This window comes from Halobacteriovorax vibrionivorans, from assembly GCF_003346865.1.
Classification (GTDB): Bacteria; Bdellovibrionota; Bacteriovoracia; order Bacteriovoracales; family Bacteriovoracaceae; genus Halobacteriovorax_A; species Halobacteriovorax_A vibrionivorans.
The window spans coordinates 603,584-627,721 of the sequence record NZ_QDKL01000002.1; the positions used below are offsets into that span (position 1 = coordinate 603,584).

At 37.0% G+C, this 24,138-nt stretch carries 23 protein-coding genes; 7 read left to right on the forward strand and 16 right to left on the reverse strand.

All coding sequences use genetic code 11. The annotated features are described in order from the left end of the window. Positions 1-271 precede the first annotated feature (271 nt). The gene (locus DAY19_RS08775) at positions 272-925 is read left to right on the forward strand and encodes a hypothetical protein (RefSeq protein ID WP_115361478.1); all 654 of its coding nucleotides are present in this window, start codon (positions 272-274) and stop codon (positions 923-925) included. Positions 926-1,067: 142 nt separating this feature from the next. After that, a complete protein-coding gene (locus DAY19_RS08780) occupies positions 1,068-1,700 on the forward strand; it encodes a hypothetical protein (protein WP_115361481.1) in 633 nt (210 codons plus the stop codon). Positions 1,701-2,320: 620 nt separating this feature from the next. Here DAY19_RS08780 and DAY19_RS08785 read toward each other — a convergent pair. From DAY19_RS08785 to DAY19_RS08805, 5 genes are read right to left on the reverse strand one after another with little or no spacing between them, the layout of a single operon-like run. Further along, complete coding sequence (locus tag DAY19_RS08785; RefSeq protein ID WP_115361483.1) at positions 2,321-3,805, reverse strand: hypothetical protein; 1,485 nt, start codon at positions 3,803-3,805, stop codon at positions 2,321-2,323. A gap of 5 nt (positions 3,806-3,810) precedes the next feature. Beyond that, complete coding sequence (locus DAY19_RS08790; protein ID WP_115361485.1) at positions 3,811-5,073, reverse strand: TRAP transporter large permease; 1,263 nt, start codon at positions 5,071-5,073, stop codon at positions 3,811-3,813. Next, positions 5,054-5,551, reverse strand: coding sequence for a TRAP transporter small permease (locus DAY19_RS08795; protein WP_115361487.1), 498 nt, complete (start codon positions 5,549-5,551; stop codon positions 5,054-5,056). Before DAY19_RS08795 ends, DAY19_RS08790 begins: the two co-directional genes overlap by 20 nt. A 3-nt stretch (positions 5,552-5,554) precedes the next feature. After that, positions 5,555-6,544, reverse strand: coding sequence for a TRAP transporter substrate-binding protein (locus DAY19_RS08800; protein WP_115361489.1), 990 nt, complete (start codon positions 6,542-6,544; stop codon positions 5,555-5,557). Positions 6,545-6,557: 13 nt separating this feature from the next. Beyond that, entirely contained in the window at positions 6,558-7,523 is a 966-nt protein-coding gene (locus tag DAY19_RS08805; RefSeq protein ID WP_115361491.1) for a TRAP transporter TatT component family protein, read from the reverse strand. A gap of 363 nt (positions 7,524-7,886) precedes the next feature. On the opposite strand from DAY19_RS08805, the gene DAY19_RS08810 reads away from it, so the two are divergent. Then, complete coding sequence (locus DAY19_RS08810) at positions 7,887-8,075, forward strand: hypothetical protein (protein ID WP_115361493.1); 189 nt, start codon at positions 7,887-7,889, stop codon at positions 8,073-8,075. Between the two features lie 5 nt (positions 8,076-8,080). On the opposite strand, the gene DAY19_RS08815 is transcribed toward DAY19_RS08810, so the two are convergent. The 4 genes from DAY19_RS08815 to DAY19_RS08830 are packed head-to-tail and all read right to left on the reverse strand — an operon-like array spanning position 8,081 to position 10,881. Continuing rightward, on the reverse strand, positions 8,081-8,563 hold the full coding sequence (locus tag DAY19_RS08815; RefSeq protein ID WP_115361495.1) for a hypothetical protein: 483 nt from the start codon (positions 8,561-8,563) through the stop codon (positions 8,081-8,083). Next, positions 8,560-8,925, reverse strand: a complete 366-nt coding sequence (locus DAY19_RS08820; protein WP_115361497.1) for a DUF167 domain-containing protein — start codon at positions 8,923-8,925, stop codon at positions 8,560-8,562. The genes DAY19_RS08815 and DAY19_RS08820 overlap by 4 nt, the downstream gene beginning before the upstream one ends. Next, positions 8,904-9,458 carry a Maf family protein gene (locus DAY19_RS08825; RefSeq protein WP_233500253.1) on the reverse strand — a complete coding sequence of 185 codons (555 nt, stop codon included), beginning with the start codon at positions 9,456-9,458 and terminating at the stop codon, positions 8,904-8,906. Before DAY19_RS08825 ends, DAY19_RS08820 begins: the two co-directional genes overlap by 22 nt. Then, complete coding sequence (locus tag DAY19_RS08830) at positions 9,442-10,881, reverse strand: FecR family protein (protein WP_133296927.1); 1,440 nt, start codon at positions 10,879-10,881, stop codon at positions 9,442-9,444. Before DAY19_RS08830 ends, DAY19_RS08825 begins: the two co-directional genes overlap by 17 nt. Positions 10,882-11,028: 147 nt before the next feature. Here DAY19_RS08830 and ileS point away from each other — a divergent pair, with 147 nt between their 5' ends. Beyond that, positions 11,029-14,160 carry an isoleucine--tRNA ligase gene (gene ileS, locus DAY19_RS08835; RefSeq protein ID WP_115361503.1) on the forward strand — a complete coding sequence of 1,044 codons (3,132 nt, stop codon included), beginning with the start codon at positions 11,029-11,031 and terminating at the stop codon, positions 14,158-14,160. A gap of 30 nt (positions 14,161-14,190) precedes the next feature. Here ileS and DAY19_RS08840 read toward each other — a convergent pair whose 3' ends face one another. The 7 genes from DAY19_RS08840 to rho form a co-directional block, all read right to left on the reverse strand. Then, a complete protein-coding gene (locus DAY19_RS08840) occupies positions 14,191-15,231 on the reverse strand; it encodes a hypothetical protein (RefSeq protein ID WP_115361506.1) in 1,041 nt (346 codons plus the stop codon). 10 nt (positions 15,232-15,241) lie between these two features. Continuing rightward, a complete protein-coding gene (locus DAY19_RS08845; protein ID WP_115361508.1) occupies positions 15,242-16,249 on the reverse strand; it encodes a hypothetical protein in 1,008 nt (335 codons plus the stop codon). 94 nt (positions 16,250-16,343) lie between these two features. Continuing rightward, positions 16,344-16,679, reverse strand: a complete 336-nt coding sequence (locus DAY19_RS08850; protein WP_115361510.1) for an HIT domain-containing protein — start codon at positions 16,677-16,679, stop codon at positions 16,344-16,346. 10 nt (positions 16,680-16,689) lie between these two features. Next, a complete protein-coding gene (gene murA, locus DAY19_RS08855; protein ID WP_115361513.1) occupies positions 16,690-17,940 on the reverse strand; it encodes a UDP-N-acetylglucosamine 1-carboxyvinyltransferase in 1,251 nt (416 codons plus the stop codon). Beyond that, positions 17,933-18,817, reverse strand: a complete 885-nt coding sequence (locus DAY19_RS08860) for a N5-glutamine methyltransferase family protein (RefSeq protein WP_158536858.1) — start codon at positions 18,815-18,817, stop codon at positions 17,933-17,935. The genes murA and DAY19_RS08860 overlap by 8 nt, the downstream gene beginning before the upstream one ends. An 11-nt stretch (positions 18,818-18,828) precedes the next feature. Next, the gene (prfA, locus tag DAY19_RS08865) at positions 18,829-19,893 is read right to left on the reverse strand and encodes a peptide chain release factor 1 (RefSeq protein WP_115362293.1); all 1,065 of its coding nucleotides are present in this window, start codon (positions 19,891-19,893) and stop codon (positions 18,829-18,831) included. Between the two features lie 27 nt (positions 19,894-19,920). Continuing rightward, positions 19,921-21,168, reverse strand: a complete 1,248-nt coding sequence (rho, locus tag DAY19_RS08870; protein ID WP_115361517.1) for a transcription termination factor Rho — start codon at positions 21,166-21,168, stop codon at positions 19,921-19,923. Between the two features lie 213 nt (positions 21,169-21,381). On the opposite strand from rho, the gene ruvX reads away from it, so the two are divergent. The 3 genes from ruvX to DAY19_RS08885 are packed head-to-tail and all read left to right on the forward strand — an operon-like array spanning position 21,382 to position 24,040. Next, complete coding sequence (gene ruvX, locus DAY19_RS08875; RefSeq protein WP_115361519.1) at positions 21,382-21,840, forward strand: Holliday junction resolvase RuvX; 459 nt, start codon at positions 21,382-21,384, stop codon at positions 21,838-21,840. Positions 21,841-21,873: 33 nt separating this feature from the next. Continuing rightward, positions 21,874-22,929, forward strand: coding sequence for an endolytic transglycosylase MltG (gene mltG / locus DAY19_RS08880; protein WP_115361521.1), 1,056 nt, complete (start codon positions 21,874-21,876; stop codon positions 22,927-22,929). Positions 22,930-22,942: 13 nt separating this feature from the next. Continuing rightward, the gene (locus tag DAY19_RS08885; RefSeq protein WP_115361524.1) at positions 22,943-24,040 is read left to right on the forward strand and encodes a FliG C-terminal domain-containing protein; all 1,098 of its coding nucleotides are present in this window, start codon (positions 22,943-22,945) and stop codon (positions 24,038-24,040) included. Positions 24,041-24,138 lie beyond the last annotated feature (98 nt).

The following is a 24,138-nucleotide window of genomic DNA, read 5'->3' on the forward strand; positions in this document are numbered from 1 at the left end:
ACGAGTCCTCACTAAACAACTGAAATTACTGAAACATTTTTCAAAAAATTTACATTTTTTTTGAATTTCGTTAATCGAGGTACACATCATGTTGTTTAAATTCTTGAATTCTTCATAATGGCTTTTATCGAAATAAATCGAAGAGAGAACGATTTGTGGTCTTTGTCGTACGTCAGTTGAGTTCAATAAGTTGTAAAAGAGCACAAGCCTTCAAAGAGACTTCTATTAAAAAGGGAAATCAAAATCTAATAGAAAGTCATTTGAGGTAATTATGAAAAATTCACTAGTATTTAAGCAGTCAAAACTTTTAATCACTTCTGCACTTGTTACCCTGTCGCTACTAACGACGTCATGTGGTTCAGGGGACAGTTCAAAGAACTTGGACATTCCAGGTGTTGATGGACCGACAGTAGTTTTACTTCAGGATGATATCCTAATTGATATCGTTTTAGAAAATGTGCAAGTTGAGGGTGGAGCAAGATTCAACATCCCTAACTACACAAACTCTTACGTTGAGATCGCTCCAGATCTTCAGTCAAACGGAACGCTTCTAGCATTCTCTGTTTCACTTGATGATATTTTTGGTGGAAAAGCTGATCGTCTAGATCCACTTACTCTACCAGGTGGACGTGCTATCCCAGGTGTTTCTGGTGGTGCTCTTCCAGCAGTAGCTTTCTCAGTACCAAGTATTAAGAACATCGCTTTCTACATTGGGCCACAAATCTTTGGTGTTTGGGTTCCAGTAAATGGTCTTAATATGTCAGGTGCAATGCTTACAACTCGTTTCTACACGGATAGTAAGAGAGTTGGTAACCTTTCACTTGTTGGTGAAGATGCAAACGGAGAAAACGGTGGTTTCTTCCTAGCACTAACAGTTTCTCGTTCAGAGGAAAGATACCTAGAAAGAATGGCCGATCGTTACTAATAGTCGACCAAAACGATTCACATAGTAAAAAATGCCCCCAGGTAACTGGGGGTTATTTTTTTCCCAAAAAAAATTAAGAACTACTTCACTTTTGTCGATAGAAAGGCATATGAGAGAAATTTTCCAAAAGTGAGGTATCGATATGGAAATCACATTAAGAAAAAGACTACTGACAGTCTTAGCACTACTAAGCTTCTCTTTCTTCTCTGTTTCATGTGGAGAAGGAAACGTTGAGATCCCAGGAGTTGATGGGCCAAACGTTAACCTACTAGAAGACAATGTTATTGTTTCAATGGTTTTAGAAGATGTATCTATTGTTGCTGGAGCAACTTACAAAGTTCCAAAATACAAGAAATCATTTATCGGACTTAACCCTAACCTAGAAGGTCCAGGTTCAGTTCTAACTTTTACAGTATCACTAGATGATATTTTCTCATCAGATGTAAAGCGTCTTGATCCAAAGACTCTTCCTGGTGGACGTATGATTCCTGGTGTAGCAGCTGGTGCTCTTCCAGCAGTAGCATTTACTGTAGAAAAAATTAAGAATATGGCATTCTACGTTGGGCCAAAAGTTTTTGGTATTTGGGTACCACTACATAACTTCAACCTATACGGATTTGCTTGGACTAAGTCTTTTAAAGCTGGTGACAAAAGAGTTGGAAATATCTCTCTATTTGGACAAGATGAAAACGGTGAAAATGCTGGTTTCTTCCTAGCTCTATCAGTTAAGTCTGCATACGAGAAGAGACTGAAAAGACTTTCTAGAAAGCACTAGCCGCGGCATTGATTGCCCAAAGGCAATCTATGGGACGCGGTGCTAGGCCACTAGACTTTAGCTAAAAAATTATTTCAACAAGCCGGGTTCAAGCCCGGCTTTTATGTTCAGGATGAACGGTATGTCCACGAAGGCAGGAGCCGAGAGTGGACTGTTGTCTCAAGGCCAATGGGAAAGCCTAAGCGACAATTTTACGAAGTAAAATTAAGCAATTAAGGTACGTCGTTACTTTTGGCACTTCCAATAAGTTAGGTGCCATTACTCTCCTCAAAACATTGATTTAAACAAACTATATCAGTATCTGCTAATTGATAATAAACGACCTTATTAGGATGAACTAAAAATGTAGTATCTTAGGTGATCATAAATCTATTATTGGGGATATTTTGATGTGTAAACTATTGAAAATGCCAAAAGTAACGACGTACCTTATTCTGAATCAGTAACCCAGATCTTCCAAACATCCGCGGCATCTTAGCGAAGCTAAGATATGAAGCGGTGTTAGCTCCCCTACACTTTAGCTAGAAAATTTTTCGAGAGGAGTGCATTTATGCACGACGGTTCGACTCAGGAGCACAGGGAAAGCCTAAGCGACAATTTTACGAAGTAAAATTAAGCGACTACTCTAAATCAGTAACCCAGATCTTCCACTTAAACCCAGTGTCCTTATTATTATCTAATTTAATCTTCACTGGACGACTCTTATTTTCTAGATCATTAATAACATAGAAGTCATTACTAAGAATTCCCGTCATATTGTAAAGACCCTGATGAAGATTATAATCAATAAGATATTTAATAAAAGTTAAACTCATTGGCGCCGCTACTGAACCAAGGTTATCAACCCTTTTCATCTTTGATAGCTGCTTGCGAGTTTGAAAGCTTCTTAAAGACCCATTAAACTTTTCAAGCGTCTTCTTTGAGAACTTATAATCAGTTTTAAAGCTCGTCATATCAACAACTGTTTTTTCTTTTGATTTCTCAAAGTTTCTAAGGGCCTTTTCAAAAGCAGAGACCTTCTCCACTGGCTTAGGCTCTGGCTTCTTTGGTTGAGGCTTTGGTTTTCTGATAATTTTAATGCTTTTAATATCAACTGTTTTAACCGGCTCAGGCTTTTTCTCTTCGACCTTTTTTACCTTCTTAACTGGCTCAGGCTTCTTTTGTTCAACAAGAGTTATTCCCTGATCATCAAATTCTTTTAAAGCACCAAACCAAAAGACCTTAAGCTCACCCTTTGAAGTAAGGGCCGTCTTAATAATCCTCTTACTCTTATCATCAATCTCTTCCATGTCTTTGGCCATTTCTTCATAGCGAGTGAAACAGGCTTGCCCCTTCCCACTGCGATTAAGAATTTTAAAGGCTGATGACTTAAGAATCTCATTTCGAATCTCTTTAATCTGTGCAGCTGCCATGTATTCATCATTTTCACTACAAAGACTTTGAATTTCATTTTTGGCAAATTGACATGCTTTTATAAGATGACTCTTCTCATCTCCACCGAAATCTAATCTAAGAATCTTTACAAGATCAGGATGGTAAGTTTCAAGACTAAATCTTCGATCAGTCTTAAGCTTGATTGGATATTTCCCCCAGTCTACGATATCTGGAAAGAAGTCTGAAACACGCCCAATAAAGAGCTTCATATCTTTTGACTTAGGCTTACACTGCTTAAAAATTGTTTCGTAATCAATCTGGCAGCTCTTCTCATCACCATATTGATATAGGGCGATACTTGTTTGTCGATAAAACTCGTAAAGACTAGCAATTGAAGTTAAGCGAATTAAGTAGCGCATATAGGCCAAATTCTCTTTAAGTTCATACTTAGAGCAAGAGAAGTTTGGATAGATATAGCGATTAAAGTCTTGTGAGAGATCCGTTAATTCTGGAACGAGAAGTACATCAAAGTAATTACGTCCAGTGTATTCATCATAGAACTCTTGTTTTTCATTTTGATGATCGATAATCAATCTTGGATCAAGTGGCCCATCATAATGCTCAAAGTCCCACTCACCTTTAACTCCATCTTCCTGTACAAGTGAAAGCGCACTTGTGGGATGAAGAATAAGGATGAGTAAAAATAGTTGTAAGTATTTAAAAATAAACATCCTCTTTATTGTACCCAAAGAAGACTGATGGCCGGCACATAGGTAATAATGGCCAAACAAATTAGTAGAATAAAGAGAAACGGCAAGGCCGAGCGATATAGTTCAGTAATTGGTCTCTTAAAGCGAATGGAGCTAATAAAGAGATTAATTCCCACTGGAGGCGTTATATAACCGATTTCTAAATTAGTGAGAAAGACAATGGCCAAATGAATTGGATGTATATCAAATTGCTGGGCCAATGGAAGAATTAGTGGAACAACCACAATTATCGCACTAAAAATATCCATTAAACTTCCTACAATAAGTAAGAAAACGTTCAAGAATAAAAGAAAGGCGTATTTATTAGTTAGAACTCCACTAAAGGCCGTAAATAATTGATTTGGAACTTCTTCATCAACGAGAAAGTTTGTTAGTCCAAGAGCGCAACAAAGAATAATAAGAATGGCCCCAACCATAGTCATGGAGTCTTTGATAATCCCAGGAACATCCTTAGTAAGACTTAAATCCTTATAAACAAAGCATTCAATGATTAGAATGTAGAAGGCCGTAAATGCAGCAGCTTCTGTTACAGTAACAAAGCCACCATAAATTCCCACAAGAACAGCAATAGGTAGTAACAACTCAAAGAAGGCCCCTTTAAAACTTGCAATGGCCTCACTTAACTCAAACTTACCTCTTTCATTATTTTTCCCAGACTTAAGAATTGAATAAATGGCAAGGCCCACAATCAATAGGACACCTGGAACAATTCCCGCTTTAAAGAGTTGATCAATATCAACACCAGCAACAATTCCGTAGAGAATAATTGGCAGTGAAGGAGGAAAGAGTAAACCAAGAGAGCCTGAAGTCGTAATAAAGCCCATTGTGAACTTGTCACTATGTCCACGGCCCATAAGAATTGGATAGATTAGGCCACCAAGAGCAACGATCGTTACACCACTAGCTCCAGTAAATGCAGTAAAGAAGGCACAAAGACAAAGGCCAACAATGGCAACTCCACCAGGCATCCAAGAAAGCATGGCATTGGTAAAGCGAAATAATCTCTTTGGTGCATTTGATTCTGCAAGTAAGTATCCTGCAAATGTAAATAATGGAATTGTTAAAATAGTTGGAGCAGAAGCAAGTCGATAGATCTCAACAGAAACTGCCGATGGATCAATCCCATTATGAAAGAAGGCCGCTAAGGCGACACATCCTAAGACGATAAAAAGAGGCACACCAATTAGCGCCAAAATTAATGCGGCAATACTAATTGTTATTAAGCTCATGCTCTTCTTCCCTAAAGTCTAAGAATGCTAGAAGTGAGCGCCAAAAGATTAGCGCAAACCCTGCTGGAATAATACCTACTAAAACAGATGTATGAACTCCCAGTGATGAAAGGCGTCCATATTCTTTTTCAACATTATAAAATTGTACACCTGAAGCAAAAAGCCAAGTGGCCCCAACAATTGTACAAAGACTGATAAATTTATTTAAAACAAAGAGTGATTTTTTATATCCTGAGTTTTCTAAGAACTTAGGAAGAATCTCAATAGCGATATGGCGAGACTTTCCACTTGCCATTGCAGCACCAAAGAATGCCAAGACAAAAACGAGGTGTCGAACTAATGGATCAATCCAAGAAAAAGAAAGATTGAACCATCTCAAAATAATTGAGGCGACACTAAAGCCTAAGATTGTTACGACGACAATAACAAGGCCAGTACTGATAAAATCATCGGTGAGTTTTTCGACTTTTCTAATCACAACTTAATTCTTCTTTTTACTCTTTTCTAAACTCTTTTCTAGCAGCTCATAGGCCTTTGCAGAAAACAGCTTTCCTTTTAATTTCTTAATTGTAGCTTCTCTAACCTTTACAGCTAGATCAATATCCTTATCACTTAGCTTAACAAATTCAACACCAGACTGCTTCATAAGATCAAGTGAGTCCTGATTATCTTTTTCATTTGTTGCTTTAACTTGATCGATATATCTCTTTGAAACTTCCTTCACAATCTTTTGATTCTCAGGAGAAATTCTTTTAAATGCTTTGTTACTAATTAAAAAAGCCCCCACAGAAGTTGAAAGAGGAAAATCAATTAAATACTGAACCTTTGTATTCCACTGCATCGAAAGAATCGCTAGAGGTGGAGCATAAGCCGCTTCTATGATTCCAGTTGAAAGTGAAGATAATACATCAGGAAGAGGAAGTGGTACTGAAACTAATTTCATTTCTTCTAAGATCGTTTCAACAAGAGGATCTCCTTCCCAAGACCAAATCTTTACTCCTTGAAGATTATCAAGAGAAGCAATTTTATTTTTAGAAACAAAGTACACCATACCGATATCGAAGAAACCTAGGTTAACAAAGTTCTTAGCTTCAACACTTTTATTTAGATATGGAGTTAAGTCATCAATTGCTTTTAATACGCGGTCTCTATCGTGATAGAAAGTAAATGGTAATTCTAAGACACGGATATCACCGTTAATATCCCCTAGAGTCTTTGCAGTAAAAACTCCACCATGTAATTGTCCAACGCGAATCTTTCTTAAAACATCTGGTTCATCACCTTGAGAACCACCAAAGTAGAATTTAACTTTTACCTTTCCACCAGTTTCTTTCTTAATTGCCTTGGCCATCTTTTTAAGATTCTTGGCCCAATTAGTTCCCTCAGGTGTTAAGACACCAACTTTTAGAGTTAGTGCATAAAGGTTAAATGTAACAAGTAGTGTAAGTGCAATTTTTAAAATATTTTTCATATGATCTTACCTATTAAAAAATTTCTTTTTCTAAACTTTCAATAATCTCAAGTCTTTTATTAGCGATGAGATTAAATAGATTATTATAATTAATTTCAGGAGCTTCTAGTTTTCCACCGCTCCAATACTTTGATTCTAAATTTTCACGTGTATATTTTTCTATTTCTAATTTCTGATTGAGATAAACATTCTTCTCATACATAGGAACTGCATAGAATTGAATAAATGCTAAACGTACCATCATATTATCTGGCCACTTTGCAATTGCTTTCTCAAATAAGGCCTTCCCTTCCATTGGATTACCACCAAGTCCACGTGGCCTAGATGCAACATAAGAAGCTGAAAAGATATCACAAGCACCGTAACCAAGTTTTGGATTCTTCTCACAAGACCAGTCATACATCACCTTGGCCAGTGGAAGATAAGCAACAGTTCTCATATTATCTCTTTGAAGATTAATAATTGAGGCCAAGGCCTGAGCTGTGTAGAAGACACCTTCAACATCAGAAGCACTATCACTTAATTTATCTTCAAGTAATTTATAAAATTCATCAGGGCTTGAGATATATTTTGTGAAGTCAAAGTTTTCAAAATCTCTTTCTTTAAAAAATAGAGCTGAATAACTAAGGGCACGAGTATAATTTGATAGCGCACGAGAACGATGAACAGAATTCATCTTTTCTTGTAGCTGATCTTTAAGATAGTATGTTTCATCAATAGCAAAGGCCTTGCCAGTGTAGCCTTTAATCAGAGTAACAATGAAGTCGACATTTGAGCGATCTGTAGCATAGAGCGTTTCTAGAACTTTGATATTTCCACTGATTGTTTCTTCAAACAAATTCCAGTCATTTTCCACTAAAACAGCATCTGAAGATTCAAAAATCATCTCCCCCATTTGCGAAGTCGCTGCCTTCTTAATAGTTGAACAAGAAACTACAGTAAAAAGTAGAATTAGCAATGCCAATTTTTCTTTGCACATTTTTGGCCATCCTTATAAAAACTATAGTAGTAATTTGCCTTATATAATTAGTAATTACAAGCAGTTATTACCTTTTTCTTGACGCTCGAGTCATCCACTACTGGCCGTATTGCACCATTTGTAAGCCCATGATATGATTAGAAAATATCATTCGGACTAAATGTTTTTTGCAGTTATTCCGAGTATATATTTAAGGATTTAAACTTTGTCACGGAGTGACCATTGAGAGTAGTTTTTCTACGAGTAGATGAACTACTTACCTAATCCGATTCTGAGTTAGTGAGCTTTTTCTCTCCACTTAGGTATCGATTAAGGTAAGTATTTTGAAAACCTTTTTCGGTAACTATTAACAAGGAGATGGAGATGTCATCACAAGGAACATCTAACGAAAAATTGACGCCAAACCTAAACCCAACTGGTCTAAACAGACTAAGAACTATTCGTAAGTCTGCTAGTCTAAAGCCTAGAAAGTCTCTTTTAAGAGTAAAGAGTCTTAGACCTACACGTGCTGTTTTAGGTGGAAGCAAGAAAACTGAAGAATCAGAAGGATAGAAAGTCTATCTCTTCTTTGATTTAGGTGAAATAAGTTGCTTGTCGTAAGTAGATTTCAAGCTACGCAAAGACTCGTCGCGAATTTCATCCAGTTTCTTAAGTCTTTGGTCGTGAAGAAAGTTGAGGTAGTTCTTCTTTGCAATAAAGAGGTTGTTTAAGTAGGTAACCTGAAATGCTCTCAACTCGCGGAAGCACAAGTCCTTTTCCACTCTGGTAAGCTTCCTACGACTTTCTTCAAGATCTTTTTGCGTTAGAACAAACGTTGAAAAATCCCCAGTACAAACACCTTTTTTAAGCTCAATGTAGCGATCGATTTCTTTTCTCAATTCCTGCGTCTTAGTTACGTAATCATCTGGTGGAAAACTTTTAACCTTTTCCAACTTATCATACATCTCTTTACTAACCTCTTTGTCAGTCTTTGCTTGAGGCTGAGCAACGGCCATCTTTGAAATGAGAATGAATGTTAAAGCGTAAGTTATATACTTCAAGCTAATGCCTTTTTAATTTTTTCCAAAAAATAATTACTATCTTTATTATGCGCAAAGACAAAGGTTATGGCCATTTTTTTAAACTTAGATTGTTGGCCACTCGTTAATTCTATGCTTCCTTTAGAGACACCAAATTTCTTAGCAACTAATTTCATAATTCCTGCATTGGCCTTACCATCTTCAGGTGGCGACTGAGTGCTAACGATGAGATGTCCAGTATCAGCAATAGCGAGCTTTTCTACTTTTGCTCCAGGCTTGGCCCAAATGTCGATCTCAATAATGAGATCAACTGCATCGCGCAATACCTGATGATGAATTCCTAACTGTGTTAGATAGTCACTTATTGAAATACTTCTCTCCACTTAGAGCTGTCATAGCCTAGATCAGACAGAAAGCTTTTCATTTCATCAATAAAATCAGAAAGTGGAAATCCCACAACGTTAGAATATGAGCCACTTAAGTTTTCCACAAATAAAAGACCCTGGCCTTGAATTCCATAGGCACCGGCCTTATCCATCGCCTCTTCACCTTCCAGATAGAGGTCTAAAATTTCAGGAGAAATATCTGTAAACTTCACTTCAGATACTTTTGAAAAAGTTCTCTCTTTACCACCGCATGCCATATAAACGGCCGTGTATACTTCGTGCTCTTTACCGGAAAGCTCATTTAACATGGCCCTTGCATCGGCCTTATCTTTTGGCTTTCCTAAAACCTTATCCCCAATTGCAACCAAAGTATCAGAGGCCACAATATAGTGGTTTGGAGTCGAGTCTTTCGTAAGAGAAACGATATCTCTTCCTTTAAGCTCGGCCAGCTCTTCAACGATTTCTCTAGGATGTTGTCTCGTAGTAATTTCTTCGACGTCAGAAGGTTTTATTTCAATTGGTACTTTCATCCAAGATAGAAGTTCCTTTCTGCGAGGACTCCCTGATGCCAGGATAAATTTTAGTGTTGATGCCATTTAGTTTTTTCCATAAATCAAGTTTTTCAGAATTAAGCTCTGGAAAATAACTTCGAGAGTTCTCCATTGCTCCTGCTCTATAATAACTTTCCTGTGCCTTAGTGTAAAAGTCTTTCCTAAGGACATCTTTATCTCGTCGGCCAACTCGTGCAAGAACTTGCTTTCGATAGCGATCAGCAATGGCCAAGTTTGTGGTTTCAATTTGTCTTGAATGTTTCCAGAGAAACTTTATACGATTATCAAGTTCACCCTCTTCCCACAGTCTCATGCCGTAGGCCCTTGCATAACCAACTTCATCTAATTTCTCAAATAGAACTTGTCCGTATCTCTCTAAGAAGATCTCTCGAGTATAGTAAATACCATTAATTCTCTTCGTCATTAATTCATTTTGTAAGAGAACATCATTTGGTTCCACAATAAAGTAGTTTCGATTTATAAAAGAAAAACGATACCACGTCCCTTTACTTAATTGCTCAAATTCTTCGTTTGCATATCCTCTTAAGTTAACTTTTGGATTTGTCTCATTCTTATAAGAATAACCTAATTGCTCTTCATCTCGAAACTTAAGATAGCTATCATTACCAATTGAGACATAGGTTTCAAAAGAAGGAGAATATGCTTCAAATGAAAAGAGAGGCGATTGAATAAAGAATCGACTCTTTCTCATTACCTTCTTATTATTTTTTTTAATTAAATCATTTATAAATTTTGTACGAGATCGATAACGAATATCATCTTCAAATAGGTACTCATTTAGAGATACATTCTTATCAAAAACAATTGGATTTGTTCGATTGATTGGAAGAGGATGAAAGACAGCATCAGTGTCTCTCTTTTTACTCATTTTCAATTCTTCTTCTGAGCGTGAGATTAAAAGCATATTTCCAACATTTGCTCTTAGGTAAAAGAAGACCTCTTTTTCTAAGACATTAATTTCTTTAAAAGAAACCGAGCTCTCTGGCGCCATACGAATCAGGGTTCCATCAAAGAGCATTAACCAAAGATAACTATCCACACCAGTTTCAATATCATCGTTTTCTTTAATGAGTGAGCGGTAACCAACTTTATTCTCACCGAGATCGCGAAATAATGTACATTGGCCTACACATTTAATAACTCTTCCCATCTCTTCTCTTAGACCAGACATCTTGGCCAGATCACGCCAAAGAGGATAGCTTTCTTTAAAGCGTAAATCTTCCTTCCAGCTTTCATAACTGAGCCAGTCTTTGGCCTCTAACTTATCCCATTTAATTAGAGATTTTCGATCATCCTTAAACTTAAGTTCAGGGTTTGCGAAGGCCGCAAAGTAAATTGTGAGTAGTAATAAAACACGTAGCATCATAAACTTCATCGACAAAAGCTGGTCCTGGCCATAAATGAAGAAGAAATTGAGACTTTTTCGGCACTTTATGCCCGATCTAAACTGTCAAAATCATAGGTTTCGTGCTAAATTTTGGGCCAAATATTAATTTACACAGAAACTTTAACAGACAAGGTTGATACGATGAGTCAGGATAACGGACAATTTTCTTTTGTTAACACAGAACATGAAGTCTTAAAATTTTGGGAAGAAAACGATATTTTCCAAAAATCACTTGAGCAAACAAAGGAAAAAGAGCCATATATTTTCTACGATGGCCCTCCATTTGCCACAGGTCTTCCTCACCACGGTCACCTACTTGCTGGAACACTAAAAGATATCGTTCCAAGATATTGGACAATGAAAGGTCGCTACGTTCAAAGAAGATTTGGATGGGATACGCACGGCCTTCCAATTGAGCAAGAAATTAATAAGAAATTAGAAATGACTGCACACGAAGCATTAGAGAAACTTGGTGTTGCTGGTTATAACCAAGAGTGTCGCTCAATTGTTGATCGCTACACAACTGAATGGCGCAAAACTGTTACTCGCCTTGGACGTTGGGTCGACTTCGACAATGACTATAAGACAATGGACCCAACTTTCATGGAATCATGTTGGTGGGTATTTAAATCTCTTTGGGATAAGGACATGGTTTACAAGGGAACAAAAGTTGTTCCTTACTCAACTGGTCTTGGAACAGGGCTTTCAAACTTTGAAGCAGGTCTTGATTACCGTGACGTTCAAGATCCGGCCATCACTGTTCTTTTCAAATTAGACGATCCAGAAAAAGCTGGTGCTGATTACGTGGCCGCATGGACAACAACTCCATGGACACTTCCATCAAACCTTGCTCTTTGTGTGGGTCCTGATATCGATTATGTTCGCGTAAAAGATAATGATCGTGGTGTAACAATCATCTTTGCTGAAGCAAGACTTGAAGCATATACAAAGAAGCGCAACCTTGAAGTAATCGGTGAATCATTTAAGGGAAGTGAACTTCTTGGACTTCGTTATGAGCCACTTTTTGATTTCTTTGCTGATCTAAAAGAAGAAGGCGCTTTTACAATCTTTAACGATGACTATGTAACGACAGATAGTGGTACAGGTATTGTTCACCAAGCACCAGCATTCGGTGAAGATGATAATAGAGTCTGTAAAGAAGCTGGAATGAAGGCCGAAGTTTGTCCTATCGATGATGCTGGTCAATTTACAAAAGAAGTTTCTGCTTATGCAGGTCAATACGTAAAAGATGCTGATAAGCAAATCATTAAAGACCTTAAAGAAAATACAAAATTATACGATCACGGAAACCTCGTGCACCCTTACCCATTCTGCTACCGCTCAGGAACGCCACTAATCTATCGTACAATCCCTCAGTGGTATGTAAAAGTAGAAGAAATCGTTGATAAGCTTGTTGCTAATAACAAAGAAATTCACTGGGTACCAGGTCATATCAAAGCAGGTCGTTTTGGTAAGTGGCTTGAGAATGCTCGTGACTGGGCCGTTTCTCGTACACGTGTTTGGGGAACTCCACTTCCAGTTTGGATCAACGATGAAACTGGAAATATGAAATGTCTTGGTTCAATCGAAGAGCTAAAAGAGCTTTCAGGGGTTGAGCTTACAGATCTTCACCGTGAGTACACAGATGAAGTAACTTTTAAAATCGAAGGTGAAGAAGGAACGTATAAGCGTATCCCAGATGTCTTTGACTGTTGGTTTGAATCTGGTTCAATGCCATACGCGCAACTTCACTACCCATTTGAAAATAAGGAAATCTTTGAAAACGGATTCCCAGCAGAATTTATTGCTGAAGGTTTAGACCAAACACGTGGTTGGTTCTATACACTAACAATCCTTTCAACTGCCCTATTTGATAAACCAGCTTTTAAGAACGTTATCGTTAACGGTTTAGTTCTTGCTGAAGATGGTAAGAAGATGAGTAAATCTCTAAGAAACTTCACAGCTCCTGATGAGCTAATGGAAGAATTCGGATCAGACGCTCTAAGGCTATACCTAATTAACTCTGGTCTTGTTAAAGGTGAAGAACAACGCTTCACTGACGCTGGTGTTAAAGACATGGTTCGCCGTGCCCTACTACCTTGGTTAAACTCTTTTAAATTCTTCCAAACATACGCATCAATTGATGGATGGAACTTTAATGAGCACGCTGAAAGTGGTGAGAATATCACTGATAATTGGGTTATCTCAAAACTACAAACTCTTAAAGAAAATATTGAAGCAGAGATGGCACAGTACCAACTTTACAATGTTGTTCCTGCGCTTTTTAACTTCATTGAAGATTTAACAAATTGGTATATCCGCCTGAATCGTTCACGTTTCTGGGGAGAAGGCCTAACTTCAGATAAGAAGCAAGCTTACACAACTCTTTTTACAACACTAAAAGAAGTTACGATTGCTATGGCACCATTTGCACCATTCTTATCTGAGCATATCTTTAGTGAGCTAAAGAAATTTGACTCAAGTGAGAAGAACTTATCAGTTCACTTATGCGACTACCCTGTTGCAAATACTGAGCTTAAGAACTCAGTTCTTGAAGATGCCGTTGATAGAATGCAACAGATTATCCTTCTTGGACGTCAAAAGCGTAACCAAGTTCAAATTAAGGTTAAGACGCCACTTGCTCGTCTAAGTGTTATTCACAAAGACCAAGCTCTTCTAGATGAGATCAAGAAACTTGAAGGATATATTCAATCAGAACTTAATGTTAAGAGCGTTGAGTACACAACTGATGAAGATAATTATATCAAGCTATACGCAAAACCAAACTCTCCAGTTCTAGGTAAACGCCTAGGAAAAGAATTTGGTAAGTTTATGGGAATGATTTCAAAACTTGGCGCAGCAGAACTTAATGAGCTTGAAGAAAAAGGAAGCCTTGAGCTTGCAGGTGAAACATTTGCTCCTTCAGACATCCTAATTTTTAGAGAGGCCAAAGAAGGAACACAGGCCCTATCTAATCGTTATATTTCAATTGATATCGACACAAACCTAAATGAAGAATTAATTCTAGAAGGTCTTGCTCGTGAAGTTATCAATAGAATTCAAAGAACAAGAAAAGACTCTGGATTTAATGTTGAAGATCGTATTGAAGTAAACTTTAATGCAACAGATCTACTAGCAAAAGCAATTGAAACTCACACTGACTACATCACAAAAGAAACACTAGCAAATAGCCTTAATGCTAGTAGCGATGCTCTTGAGCATGAGTTTAAAGTTGATGATGAGAATCTAAAAATGACAATTACAAAAGCATAATAAAAAAGCCTCCGAAATGGAGGCTTTTTTTTATTCCTGAATTAACACATAACCGACAGGTTTTGGTTTTAAATCAAAACACTCTTGTCTCTTATAATCCTCAACAGCATCTAAGACTTCTCCCTGAATTTCGATTTCACCATATACATGTTTGTAAACAGTTTCATCATTTAATACATCCCATCTTCGAGTTCTAAGATTCCAGTCTCTATATTCAACGACTCCTGTAACTAAGCAATCCTTAGACTTAGTAATTTCTAAATTTCCAAAATCGTCACGCGTAAAAAAATCGTTAAACTTCTCAACTGACTCCTCAAAGTAGTCAAAATATCTTACTGTATATTGATGTTGTACTTCGATTATACGATATGGTTTCCAATTTCGAGGTACAGGCTTAGAGATAATTATCTGAGGTACTTTTCGGTATCCAACGTCGGATACTTTTATATCGTGAAACATGGGCCTTTTAACAACTGCACCAGTATAAATAGTCTGTGATTTAAGCCCCTTGCATTGCTCTGGTTGTACAAGGCTTTTAAATTCATCCAAACTAATTTTTCCAGTTACACATCCATTATCAACTTCATTATTATAAGTTACTACTTCGTCATTCTTAAGCCTTAATCTTAACGTCTTAAGATGTACTTTATGATTAATGAATGCATCCTCTTCTACTTCATAGAAGAAGATTTTTCTGTCATTTTGATGATAGTAAGCTTGATTTGATAACTCTTTACCATTTTTTGAGACAAGAATAAAAGTCGCTTCAACAACTTGCTCATCTAATGAAACTTCTAGTTCAATCTCATTTTCGTTTGTAAGATCATAAAGAGAAAGACTCTTTTGAGAGTTAATGTTTCTTAAATACATTGGTCTATTAGTTGAGCCACTTTCTTCACAAGTTACTTTATTCTCACTAGAGACCAAGTTAGTTCTGAAATTCTCACATTCAATCGAGAATGTTGATCGCATTTCATTTGAAGCTAATTTAAAACTTTTATTTATTTTCTCCTTGTCTGATGAGTTACAAGATACAAATAAAACTGTTGCCAATACTAATAACTTTTTCATTACTCTCTCCTTATTCCTTAATTAGGATTGTTCCTACTAATTTTGGTTCAACGGGATAACACTTCTTCACACCAAGGTTTTCAGACATGCTAAAAAATCGATCATTTACTCCTAGGCCACAGTTTTTACAAAGCTTATTTACTTCACTATTTTGAAGGCCTCGATTTACCTTCTCATAAACCGTTCCAAAAGGAAGATAGATTCCCTTTTCTTCATAAACTTTATGATCATAAAATCCTTCAGTGAAACATAGACGATCTTCAATTTGCTCAAGCTCAAATCCAAACTCTGTTTTATTAAGTTCGTACAGCTTTTCAACAGGAACCTGTTGAGTCGTCATGTGATCAAACAAACGATACTTTGATGTTATTTGATATACTTTGTAATCTACTCGCTTCATCTTAGGAAACTTCTTAGTACCTTCATAGAATTTTGGAGATTCAACTTCTGCTTTAAAGTTTGGAATAAATTTTAAATTTGGGCATTGGCCACGAAGATCATCAAGGTTAATATCTTCTACGTTAAAGAGTCCGGTGTCACATCCCTTATCTTCAATTCTTGCAACGGCCACAGGAGTTCCTCCTGTGTGATAGTTTGAGATCTTTAGGTAAACGTCGTGTGCACTAAAGTCTCCAATTCTAAGTTCCTTAAATTTAATAGAATTGAAACCATTGTAAAGCATATCTTCAGAAAGCCTCTTGCCATACTTAGAAACGAGATAAAAATACGCTTGAATTGGCCTTTGAGTTACAACTTCTAGCTCAACAACAGCATGTCTTTTTAACTTATCTTGCTCAATTAATTCTTCATCAATAGAAAATAGAAATTGTGCTTCTTCATTAATTAGAGATGTAGGACATGTGATTTTTTCTTCAATAATATCAGTCTTAATACCCACGCATTGAATACTCGACTCAGCAAGGCTTTGACGCTGATAAGTTAACTTCTCTTCTTTTGTTTGATTTTCATTACCACAAGATACTAGTGAAATAAGTGCTATTAATAATAGTAGACGCATATAAAACTCCTTTGATTTATGGCCGTTTTAGCGACATTTTTCTCAAAGGAGTCTTTTTTTCTAAATTGAAATGATATTTTTTAAACTTGAAATACTATGAACCAAAGCCTTTAAGCTGTTCCCCGCCAAGTACATGAAAATGCGTATGAAAGACACTCTGGCAACCGTGTTGATTAATATTTGAAACGACTCGAAAGCCATTGTTTTCGAGCTCATTTGATTGAGTAAACTCTTTAATAGCATCAAATACCTGGGCCATATCATCGCGACTCATCTCATTTACATTCTTAGAGTGGTTGCGATGGATGAAGAGATAATGCTCTTTTGCAAGAGGTTGAATATCTTTAAATCCAATAACGTGATCATTTTCAAATACTTTATCAGAAGGTATTTCACCTTTTAGAATTTTACAAAATAAGCAATCATCCATAACTATCTCCCTATTCGTTTACTAATTCGACATGGGCCCCGAGTTTTTGAAGCTTCTCTGGTAAATCTTCATAACCACGTTGTAGGTGGTAGACGCGATCAATCTTCGTTTCACCATAAGCACAAAGAGCAGCAAGAACAAGAGCAGCTGATGCTCTTAGATCTGTACACATCACAGGAGCTGCCGTTAGAGGACGTCCACCTTCAATAAAGACCGAACTTCCCAATTGCTCAATACTTGCACCAAGACGTGTTAACTCAGGTACGTGCATGAAACGGTTTTCAAAAATATTTTCAGTCACAAGAGAGTTCCCTTCAACAACAGTTAGAAGAGCAACCATCTGTGCTTGTACATCTGTTGGGAAACCTGGAAATGGCTCAGTTATAACTTTTGATCCTTTTAGAGATGAAGGATATGTCTTAACGTAGTTGTCACCAATTTCTAACTTAGCTCCCATCCCCTGAAGGTTTTCAAGAACATTAAAAAGGTGTTTTGGATTAAAGTTTTTTACAGTCATCTCAGACTTAGTCATTAATCCACCAATAATATAAGTTGCCGCTTCAATACGGTCACCTATTGCTTGATAAGTTCCGCCGTTTAATTCCTTCACTCCATCAATAACAAGGCGAGACGTTCCAATCCCAGAGACTTTTGCACCTAGAGAGTTTAGGAAATTTGCCAGATCATCAATCTCTGGCTCCATTGCTGCGTTTTCAATAATAGTTTGTCCGTCAGCAAAAACACCGGCCATCATAAGATTCTCAGTGGCACCTACTGATGGGAATTTTAACTTAACAAGTGCACCTGTTAGATGATCAGTTTCAGCAAAGACAAAACCATTTTTCATTTCGATCTTCACATTCATCTTCTCAAGATTGTCTAAGTGAATATCAATAGGACGTGTCCCAATAGCACAACCACCTGGAAGAGAAACCTTTGCCTTTCCAAGGCGTGAAAGAAGAGGACCTAGAACAAAGATAGAAGCACGCATTGTTTTTACGAGCTCATAAGTGGCCTCATGTGAGCTTAGTGAAGAAGCATCAAAAGTAACATTCTTACCATCTCTATTACATTCAACTCCCATCATCTCAAGAAGCTTAAGCATTGTATTAATGTCACGAAGCTTTGGAAGATTTGTGAGAGTCACTTTCTTATCCGTTAAAAGAATTGCCGCTAAAATTGGTAGGTATGCATTCTTAGCAGGAGATATCTCAACCTCTCCAGACAGTCTCGCTGGGCCTTTAACTATGATTTTATCCATTCTTTCTTCCTTTTAAAAAACGATAGCGATCAGTATAGTCCTTGATTAACTCAAGTTCGCCAAAGTTATATTCCCCTAAGATATCTTTTAATCTTTCCAGATGCAATTCACTACCTTCCATAATGAACAGCCCGCCATTTTTAAGCTTTTTCTGTGCCTGATCAAAGAAAGTTTTAAACCAATTATCGTAATCCTGATCTTTTAAGTAAAGGGCCAAGTGAGGTTCAAATGAATGAACTTGTCCATGTACTTCACTTAAGTCAGCATTTTCTTTGATATAAGGAGGGTTCGTAATAATGATATCCAGATCTCCTGGAATATTTTCCATACGATCTGATTGTTGAAATTTTAATTTTACTGTTTTTGGATAACGGTAGCGATGAAAGAATTTATTTGCACGAGCAACATCCAAAGCCTTCTCACTAATATCACTTGCAATGATCTCGGCATCAATTTCACCAATCTCCCCTGCAAGACTTAGCGCGATGGCACCACTTCCCGTACCAATATCCGCAATCTTTATATGATCTAATCTATTCTTTCTAATGTATTCGGCCGTCCACTCCACCATGATCTCAGTTTCACTGCGTGGAATGAGAACATTTTCATTTATGTAGAATGAGGAGCGATAGAAGAATGATCGATTGCTAATATATTCGAGGGGGATTCCCAGCTTAACTTTTTTTAGAAATTCTTCAATGACACCCTTATTTTCAGAAATGTAGATGTCATCAAATTGTGAATCGAGAATACGACAAAAGTTTTTCAGCTCTAGCTTTAATCTTCCTAAGCTTATTCCAGGGTAGTTCGCCTCTAAGAATTGCTTATTCTCATTATAGAAAGAGCTGATGTAGTCGCCGAGAGTGGTGAAGCTCACACAACTCTCCTTTATTCCTCTTGGCCTTTAAGAAGTTCTGCTTGATTATGAGCAATAAGTGCATCAATAACAGGAGCAAGATCTCCTTCAATAATCTTATCAAGAGAATAAAGTGTTAGACCAATACGGTGATCTGTTAGACGCCCTTGTGGAAAGTTATAAGTTCTAATTCTCTCAGAACGATCTCCCGTTCCAATTAGTCCCTTTCTTTCCGCAGCTTCTTCAGCATTCTTCTCTTGAAGCATCTTATCGAAGATACGAGCGGCAAGAATCTTCTTTGCCTTCTCTTTATTCTTAAGCTGTGACTTTTGATCTTGGTTATAAACCGCAATTCCCGTCGGAATGTGAGTCATACGAACCGCTGAATCTGTCGTGTTAACGTGCTGTCCACCTGAACCAGATGCACGCATAACTTCAACACGAACATCATTCATATCAAGTTCCCACTCAAGATCATCAGTTTCTGGCATTACTGCAACTGTGATAGTTGATGTGTGAACGCGACCTTGTGATTCAGTCTTTGGAACACGTTGAACTCTGTGAACCCCTGATTCATATTTCATTTTTGAGTAAACTTTCTCCCCTGAGATTGAGAAGATTACTTCTTTAATCCCTTCGTCATTTTCAGAAAGTGATTCGATTTCAACTTTCCATCCAAGTGCACGAGCATAGTTTTGGTACATTCTTAAAACGTCAGCTGAGAAAATCGAGGCCTCGTCCCCTCCGGCACCGGCACGAATCTCAACCATACAGTTTTTATTATCTAAAGGATCTTTTGGAAGTAGAAGAAGTTTTAACTCCTCCTCTAAATCTGGAATCAATGGCTCGTTCTCATCGAGAACTTCTTTTGCCATCTCTTTCATATCAGGATCACTTTCCTTAAGCATCTCTTTTGCTTCGGCAATATCCTCTTTTATTTGCTTATATTTCTTATAAGCAACAACAACGTCCTCTAAGTTTGATCTCTCTTCAGAGATTTGCTTAAATTCAGTTTGTCTTTCATATAATGTCGGGTCTGCCATTTTTTCAGTTAGTACTTCGAAACGTTGTACTACTGAATCAAGCTTATCAAACATACTCATTTAAAATCCTTTTTACTTCAATTAACTATTCATAGACTCCATGAATTCGTTATTTGTCTTAGTCTTCGTCAGTCTCTGAAGCATAAACTCCATTGCATCAATTGTACTCATTGGGTGAAGTACTTTTCTTAGAACATATGTTCTTTGAAGATCTAGTGGCTCCATAAGAAGGTCTTCCTTACGAGTCGATGATCTATTGATATCAAGAGCTGGGAAGATACGCTTTTCAAGAAGCTTTCTATCAAGTTGAATTTCAGAGTTACCAGTACCTTTGAATTCCTCAAAGATAACTTCATCCATTCTTGAACCTGTATCAACAAGTGCAGTAGCGATGATTGTAAGTGATCCACCGTTTTCAATATTTCTAGCAGCACCGAAGAATCTCTTTGGTCTGTGTAGAGCATTTGAGTCAACCCCACCAGAAAGAATCTTTCCAGATGGTGGAACAACAGTATTATATGCACGGGCAAGACGAGTAATTGAATCGAGTAGAATAACAACGTCTTTTCCAGCTTCTGTAAGACGCTTTGATTTCTCAAGAACCATCTCAGCAACTTGTACGTGACGATTTGCTGGTTCATCAAATGTACTTGATACAACCTCAGCATCAACGTTTCTCTTCATATCTGTTACTTCTTCTGGTCTTTCATCAATTAGAAGAACGATTAGTACGGCTTCCGGATGATTTTCAGTAATTGCATTGGCAACATCTTGAAGTAAGTGAGTCTTACCTGCTTTTGGTGGAGCAACGATTAGACAACGTTGTCCAAAACCTTGAGGAACAAACATATCAATCATACGAGTTGAATAATTTGTTGGATTATATTCAAGGTTAATTTTCTTTTCAGGATAAAGAGGCGTTAAGTTATCGAAAAGAACTGTCTTCTTGTGAGCTTTTGGATCTTGATCGTTGATCGTACTTACTTTAAGAAGTGCAAAGTATCTTTCATTATCTTTTGGTGGACGAATTTGTCCCTCAACAGAGTCACCTTTTTTAAGAGAGAATTTTCTAATCTGGCTTGGAGATACGTAAATATCATCGGCACCTGGTAGGTAGTTATATCCAGGAGACCTTAAGAATCCGAATCCGTCTGGAAGAATTTCTAAAACACCGTTTCCGAAAATCTCTTGTTTATCTTTTGCGTGGGCCTTAAGAATAGCAAAGATTAGCTCATGCTTCTTCATACCTGCCGAGTTTTCAATTTTAGCTTTTTCGGCAAGCTTGTTTAAGTCCTCAATTTTCTTTTCTCTCAATTCACTTAAATGCATAAAAAGTTTTACTCCTGAAAATATATGAATTTGAATATCTGAATATTAGTTAGAATTGCCTCTAGTAAGTCGGCCCATTTAGACATGGACGATGTAGATTAATTTCATTGGTAATGATTTTAGTAGATAAATTCATCATAAACTGTCACCCCTTGCTAGTCAAGCTAACATTGGCGTTGACTTTAAGCAGCAAAAAGCGCATAAATACCTAATATGAATGAATTTTCAAGCTATCCAAAATTTAATGAACTAAAAGGCCTCAATATTCTTTCCATCGATTATGGAGAAAAAGTTATTGGCCTTGGCTTCTTTTGTCCCGGACGAGAGCCATTTCCAATTGGAGCAGGTCGTATCATTAACAAGGGTTTGGCCCACTTTTATAAAGAGCTTGAAGCTATCATTGAAGACCTAGTGGTTGAAGTTATTGTCATGGGAATTCCCTACTACGTCGATGGTAACGAAAGTGACAAGACAAAAGAGCACAAGGCATTATTTAACGCATTAGTTGAGAAATTTCCTACGATAAAATTCTATCAGCAAGACGAAACTCTTACGACTAAGTCCGCCAAAGAGCGCATGGAAAATTCTCCAGAGTTCAATTTTCAATACGATCCAACAAAAATTGATGAGCTAAGTGCTGTTATCATTCTTGAAGATTTTATCCGTAGTTAAAATTCAAAGAAGATAATTTCACAAAGTCCAAAAATGAGATATCCTATTGTTATGACAAAGAAACATTTATTTATATTTTTGGTGCTGGCACCAGCGTTCGCAATTACACTTTTAGTGGCACACACTTATTACAATATTTATCATTGGGGATATTCTGGCCCACAGACAGAATTTCAAATAAATAGCGGTGATACATTTGGTACAATCAATTACCGTTTGGCCCAAGATAAATTGATCTATTCTCCTCGCCTATTTCACCGTTACGTGAAATTTGAAGGGCATCTAACAGACTTTAAAGCAGGTCGCTACGTCATCCCAGAAGGGATTACAATGAGTGAACTTCTAAAACTTTTAATAAGTGGTAAAAGCTTAACTGTAAAAGTCACGATTCCTGAAGGATATAACCTTTTTCAGATTGCCAAAGTTTTAGCAGATGAAAAAATCGTTGATGAAAAGGCTTTTATTAAGGCCGCTAAAGATAAGAAATTAACACAAGCATTTGGAATTCCTGCAAATCGTATGGAAGGTTATCTATATCCTGATACTTATCAATTTCATGAGAAGATGGAACCAAAGGCAATTATTGAAAGTATGTATAGTAACTTTAAAGATAAGATTAAAGACTTAGACTTTTCAAAAGTTAATTTAACAAAGCATCAAATTGTAACTCTTGCATCGATGGTAGAAAAAGAAACTGGTGCTAAGTTTGAGAGACCTACAATTTCTGGTGTTTTCCACAATCGTCTAAAAAAGAGAATGCGTCTTCAATCAGATCCAACAACAATTTATGGAATCTGGGAAAGCTATAACGGAAATATTAGAAAGAAACACTTAAGACAGAAAACTCCTTATAATACTTATAAAATCTCAGGCCTTCCTGTTGGCCCAATTGCTAATCCAGGTTATGCGGCCCTAAAAGCGGCACTTAATCCAAAGACTCATCGCTATCTATACTTTGTTTCTAAAAATGATGGAACTCACGTTTTTTCTGAGACGTATAAGCAACATCGAGAGGCCGTAAACTTCTGGCAAAAGAATCGCGCAAATAGAAAAGGGCGAAGCTGGCGTGATTTAAATAAGAAACAATAGTAAGGAAGTATAGATGAAGTTATGGTCATCATTTGATCAAGATTATATTTTAAAGAGGCTTACTTCCCTTTACGAAGAAGGTGTTACAATCAACTTCTGGCAAAGCAATGACGATGTCAGAGAAGATTATCAAGCAAAGTTCACTGGTGTAACAAGTGAGAAGTGCTCAATTAAGCTTACTGCTGAAACAGCTCCTCTCTACACTCGTATTGCGCCTTTATCACCAATCTTCTTCCACTATCCAGCTGGTGACTTAATTTTTAAAAAAGATATTTTTAAATTAGAAAATGGTGGTATCTCATTTAAAACGCCAAGTGAAATACGTTGTCGTGACCGTCGAAGTGTCGAGCGCTTCAATTACAAGTACCCTGACTATAAGAATATCTCTTACACTCTTGAAGATAGTGAAGAGATTATTAATGATATTATTATCGATATCTCTCTTAGAGGACTGGCCTTTGTCATTGATGCTAAAAAGAAAGATAAGTACCAACTTGGGACAAAGATTTATATTCGATCAATCACAGACCAAGAACTTCCAACAAAGCATGAGGCCAAAGTCGCCTCTGTTAATCGCTACCATGTAAAGGGAGAAGGATTACAAAATCACCTCTTACGCATTGGACTTGAATTTACTCAAACACTTGAGTCTGTAACCTATGACTCTATTGGATCTCTAGTTAAGAAGAGACAAAATAAGCTTAAAGGATTTGATACCAAATTTTTTAACGGATTAAATCCTGATGACTATGAAAAGCAACTCGCTGTTATTTACAGTAAAAATCCACAGCTTGCGGCCAATATCAATGAATCCGTTGAAGACATTGATCGTCTTCGCTATATGACAATTGATATGAAACGCGAGTTCTTCTTAGAATTTAGTTTAGATCTAATGGCATGTGCCCTTCGCATGTCTTCAAAAGAGCTTATTAACGAATTATTATCTGAAGTAACAGATGGTGTTCGTGAAGAATTCCTTGAAAAGTACGACCAACCAAAGCCGGCCTCGGCAATTAATAAGGCCCAAGATGAGCTTCGAAAATTCATTCGTGAAAAAGAAAAAGATGGCTCATTTGTCCTAAGTCCTAAGTCTTTTGTGAAATACGTCTAAATGTTGGCATAACTAGACTTCCCCAAGTACATAAAGAACTGAAATCACGTAACTTTTTAAAATAGACTAACTAAAGTTTATTATTAGTTAAGACGATG

What these genes read in the sequence shown, in the direction of transcription:
- DAY19_RS08800 (WP_115361489.1), bottom strand. Translation starts at nt 6,544, where the DNA reads ATGAAAAATATTTTAAAAATTGCACTTACACTACTTGTTACATTTAAC.
- murA (WP_115361513.1), bottom strand. Translation starts at nt 17,940, where the DNA reads ATGGATAAAATCATAGTTAAAGGCCCAGCGAGACTGTCTGGAGAGGTT.
- DAY19_RS08775 (WP_115361478.1), top strand. Translation starts at nt 272, where the DNA reads ATGAAAAATTCACTAGTATTTAAGCAGTCAAAACTTTTAATCACTTCT.
- ruvX (WP_115361519.1), top strand. Translation starts at nt 21,382, where the DNA reads ATGAATGAATTTTCAAGCTATCCAAAATTTAATGAACTAAAAGGCCTC.
- DAY19_RS08785 (WP_115361483.1), bottom strand. Translation starts at nt 3,805, where the DNA reads ATGTTTATTTTTAAATACTTACAACTATTTTTACTCATCCTTATTCTT.
- DAY19_RS08845 (WP_115361508.1), bottom strand. Translation starts at nt 16,249, where the DNA reads ATGCGTCTACTATTATTAATAGCACTTATTTCACTAGTATCTTGTGGT.
- DAY19_RS08885 (WP_115361524.1), top strand. Translation starts at nt 22,943, where the DNA reads ATGAAGTTATGGTCATCATTTGATCAAGATTATATTTTAAAGAGGCTT.
- DAY19_RS08810 (WP_115361493.1), top strand. Translation starts at nt 7,887, where the DNA reads ATGTCATCACAAGGAACATCTAACGAAAAATTGACGCCAAACCTAAAC.
- DAY19_RS08840 (WP_115361506.1), bottom strand. Translation starts at nt 15,231, where the DNA reads ATGAAAAAGTTATTAGTATTGGCAACAGTTTTATTTGTATCTTGTAAC.
- DAY19_RS08825 (WP_233500253.1), bottom strand. Translation starts at nt 9,458, where the DNA reads ATGAAAGTACCAATTGAAATAAAACCTTCTGACGTCGAAGAAATTACT.
- DAY19_RS08780 (WP_115361481.1), top strand. Translation starts at nt 1,068, where the DNA reads ATGGAAATCACATTAAGAAAAAGACTACTGACAGTCTTAGCACTACTA.
- ileS (WP_115361503.1), top strand. Translation starts at nt 11,029, where the DNA reads ATGAGTCAGGATAACGGACAATTTTCTTTTGTTAACACAGAACATGAA.
- prfA (WP_115362293.1), bottom strand. Translation starts at nt 19,893, where the DNA reads ATGTTTGATAAGCTTGATTCAGTAGTACAACGTTTCGAAGTACTAACT.
- DAY19_RS08790 (WP_115361485.1), bottom strand. Translation starts at nt 5,073, where the DNA reads ATGAGCTTAATAACAATTAGTATTGCCGCATTAATTTTGGCGCTAATT.
- DAY19_RS08805 (WP_115361491.1), bottom strand. Translation starts at nt 7,523, where the DNA reads ATGTGCAAAGAAAAATTGGCATTGCTAATTCTACTTTTTACTGTAGTT.
- rho (WP_115361517.1), bottom strand. Translation starts at nt 21,168, where the DNA reads ATGCATTTAAGTGAATTGAGAGAAAAGAAAATTGAGGACTTAAACAAG.
- mltG (WP_115361521.1), top strand. Translation starts at nt 21,874, where the DNA reads ATGAGATATCCTATTGTTATGACAAAGAAACATTTATTTATATTTTTG.
- DAY19_RS08850 (WP_115361510.1), bottom strand. Translation starts at nt 16,679, where the DNA reads ATGGATGATTGCTTATTTTGTAAAATTCTAAAAGGTGAAATACCTTCT.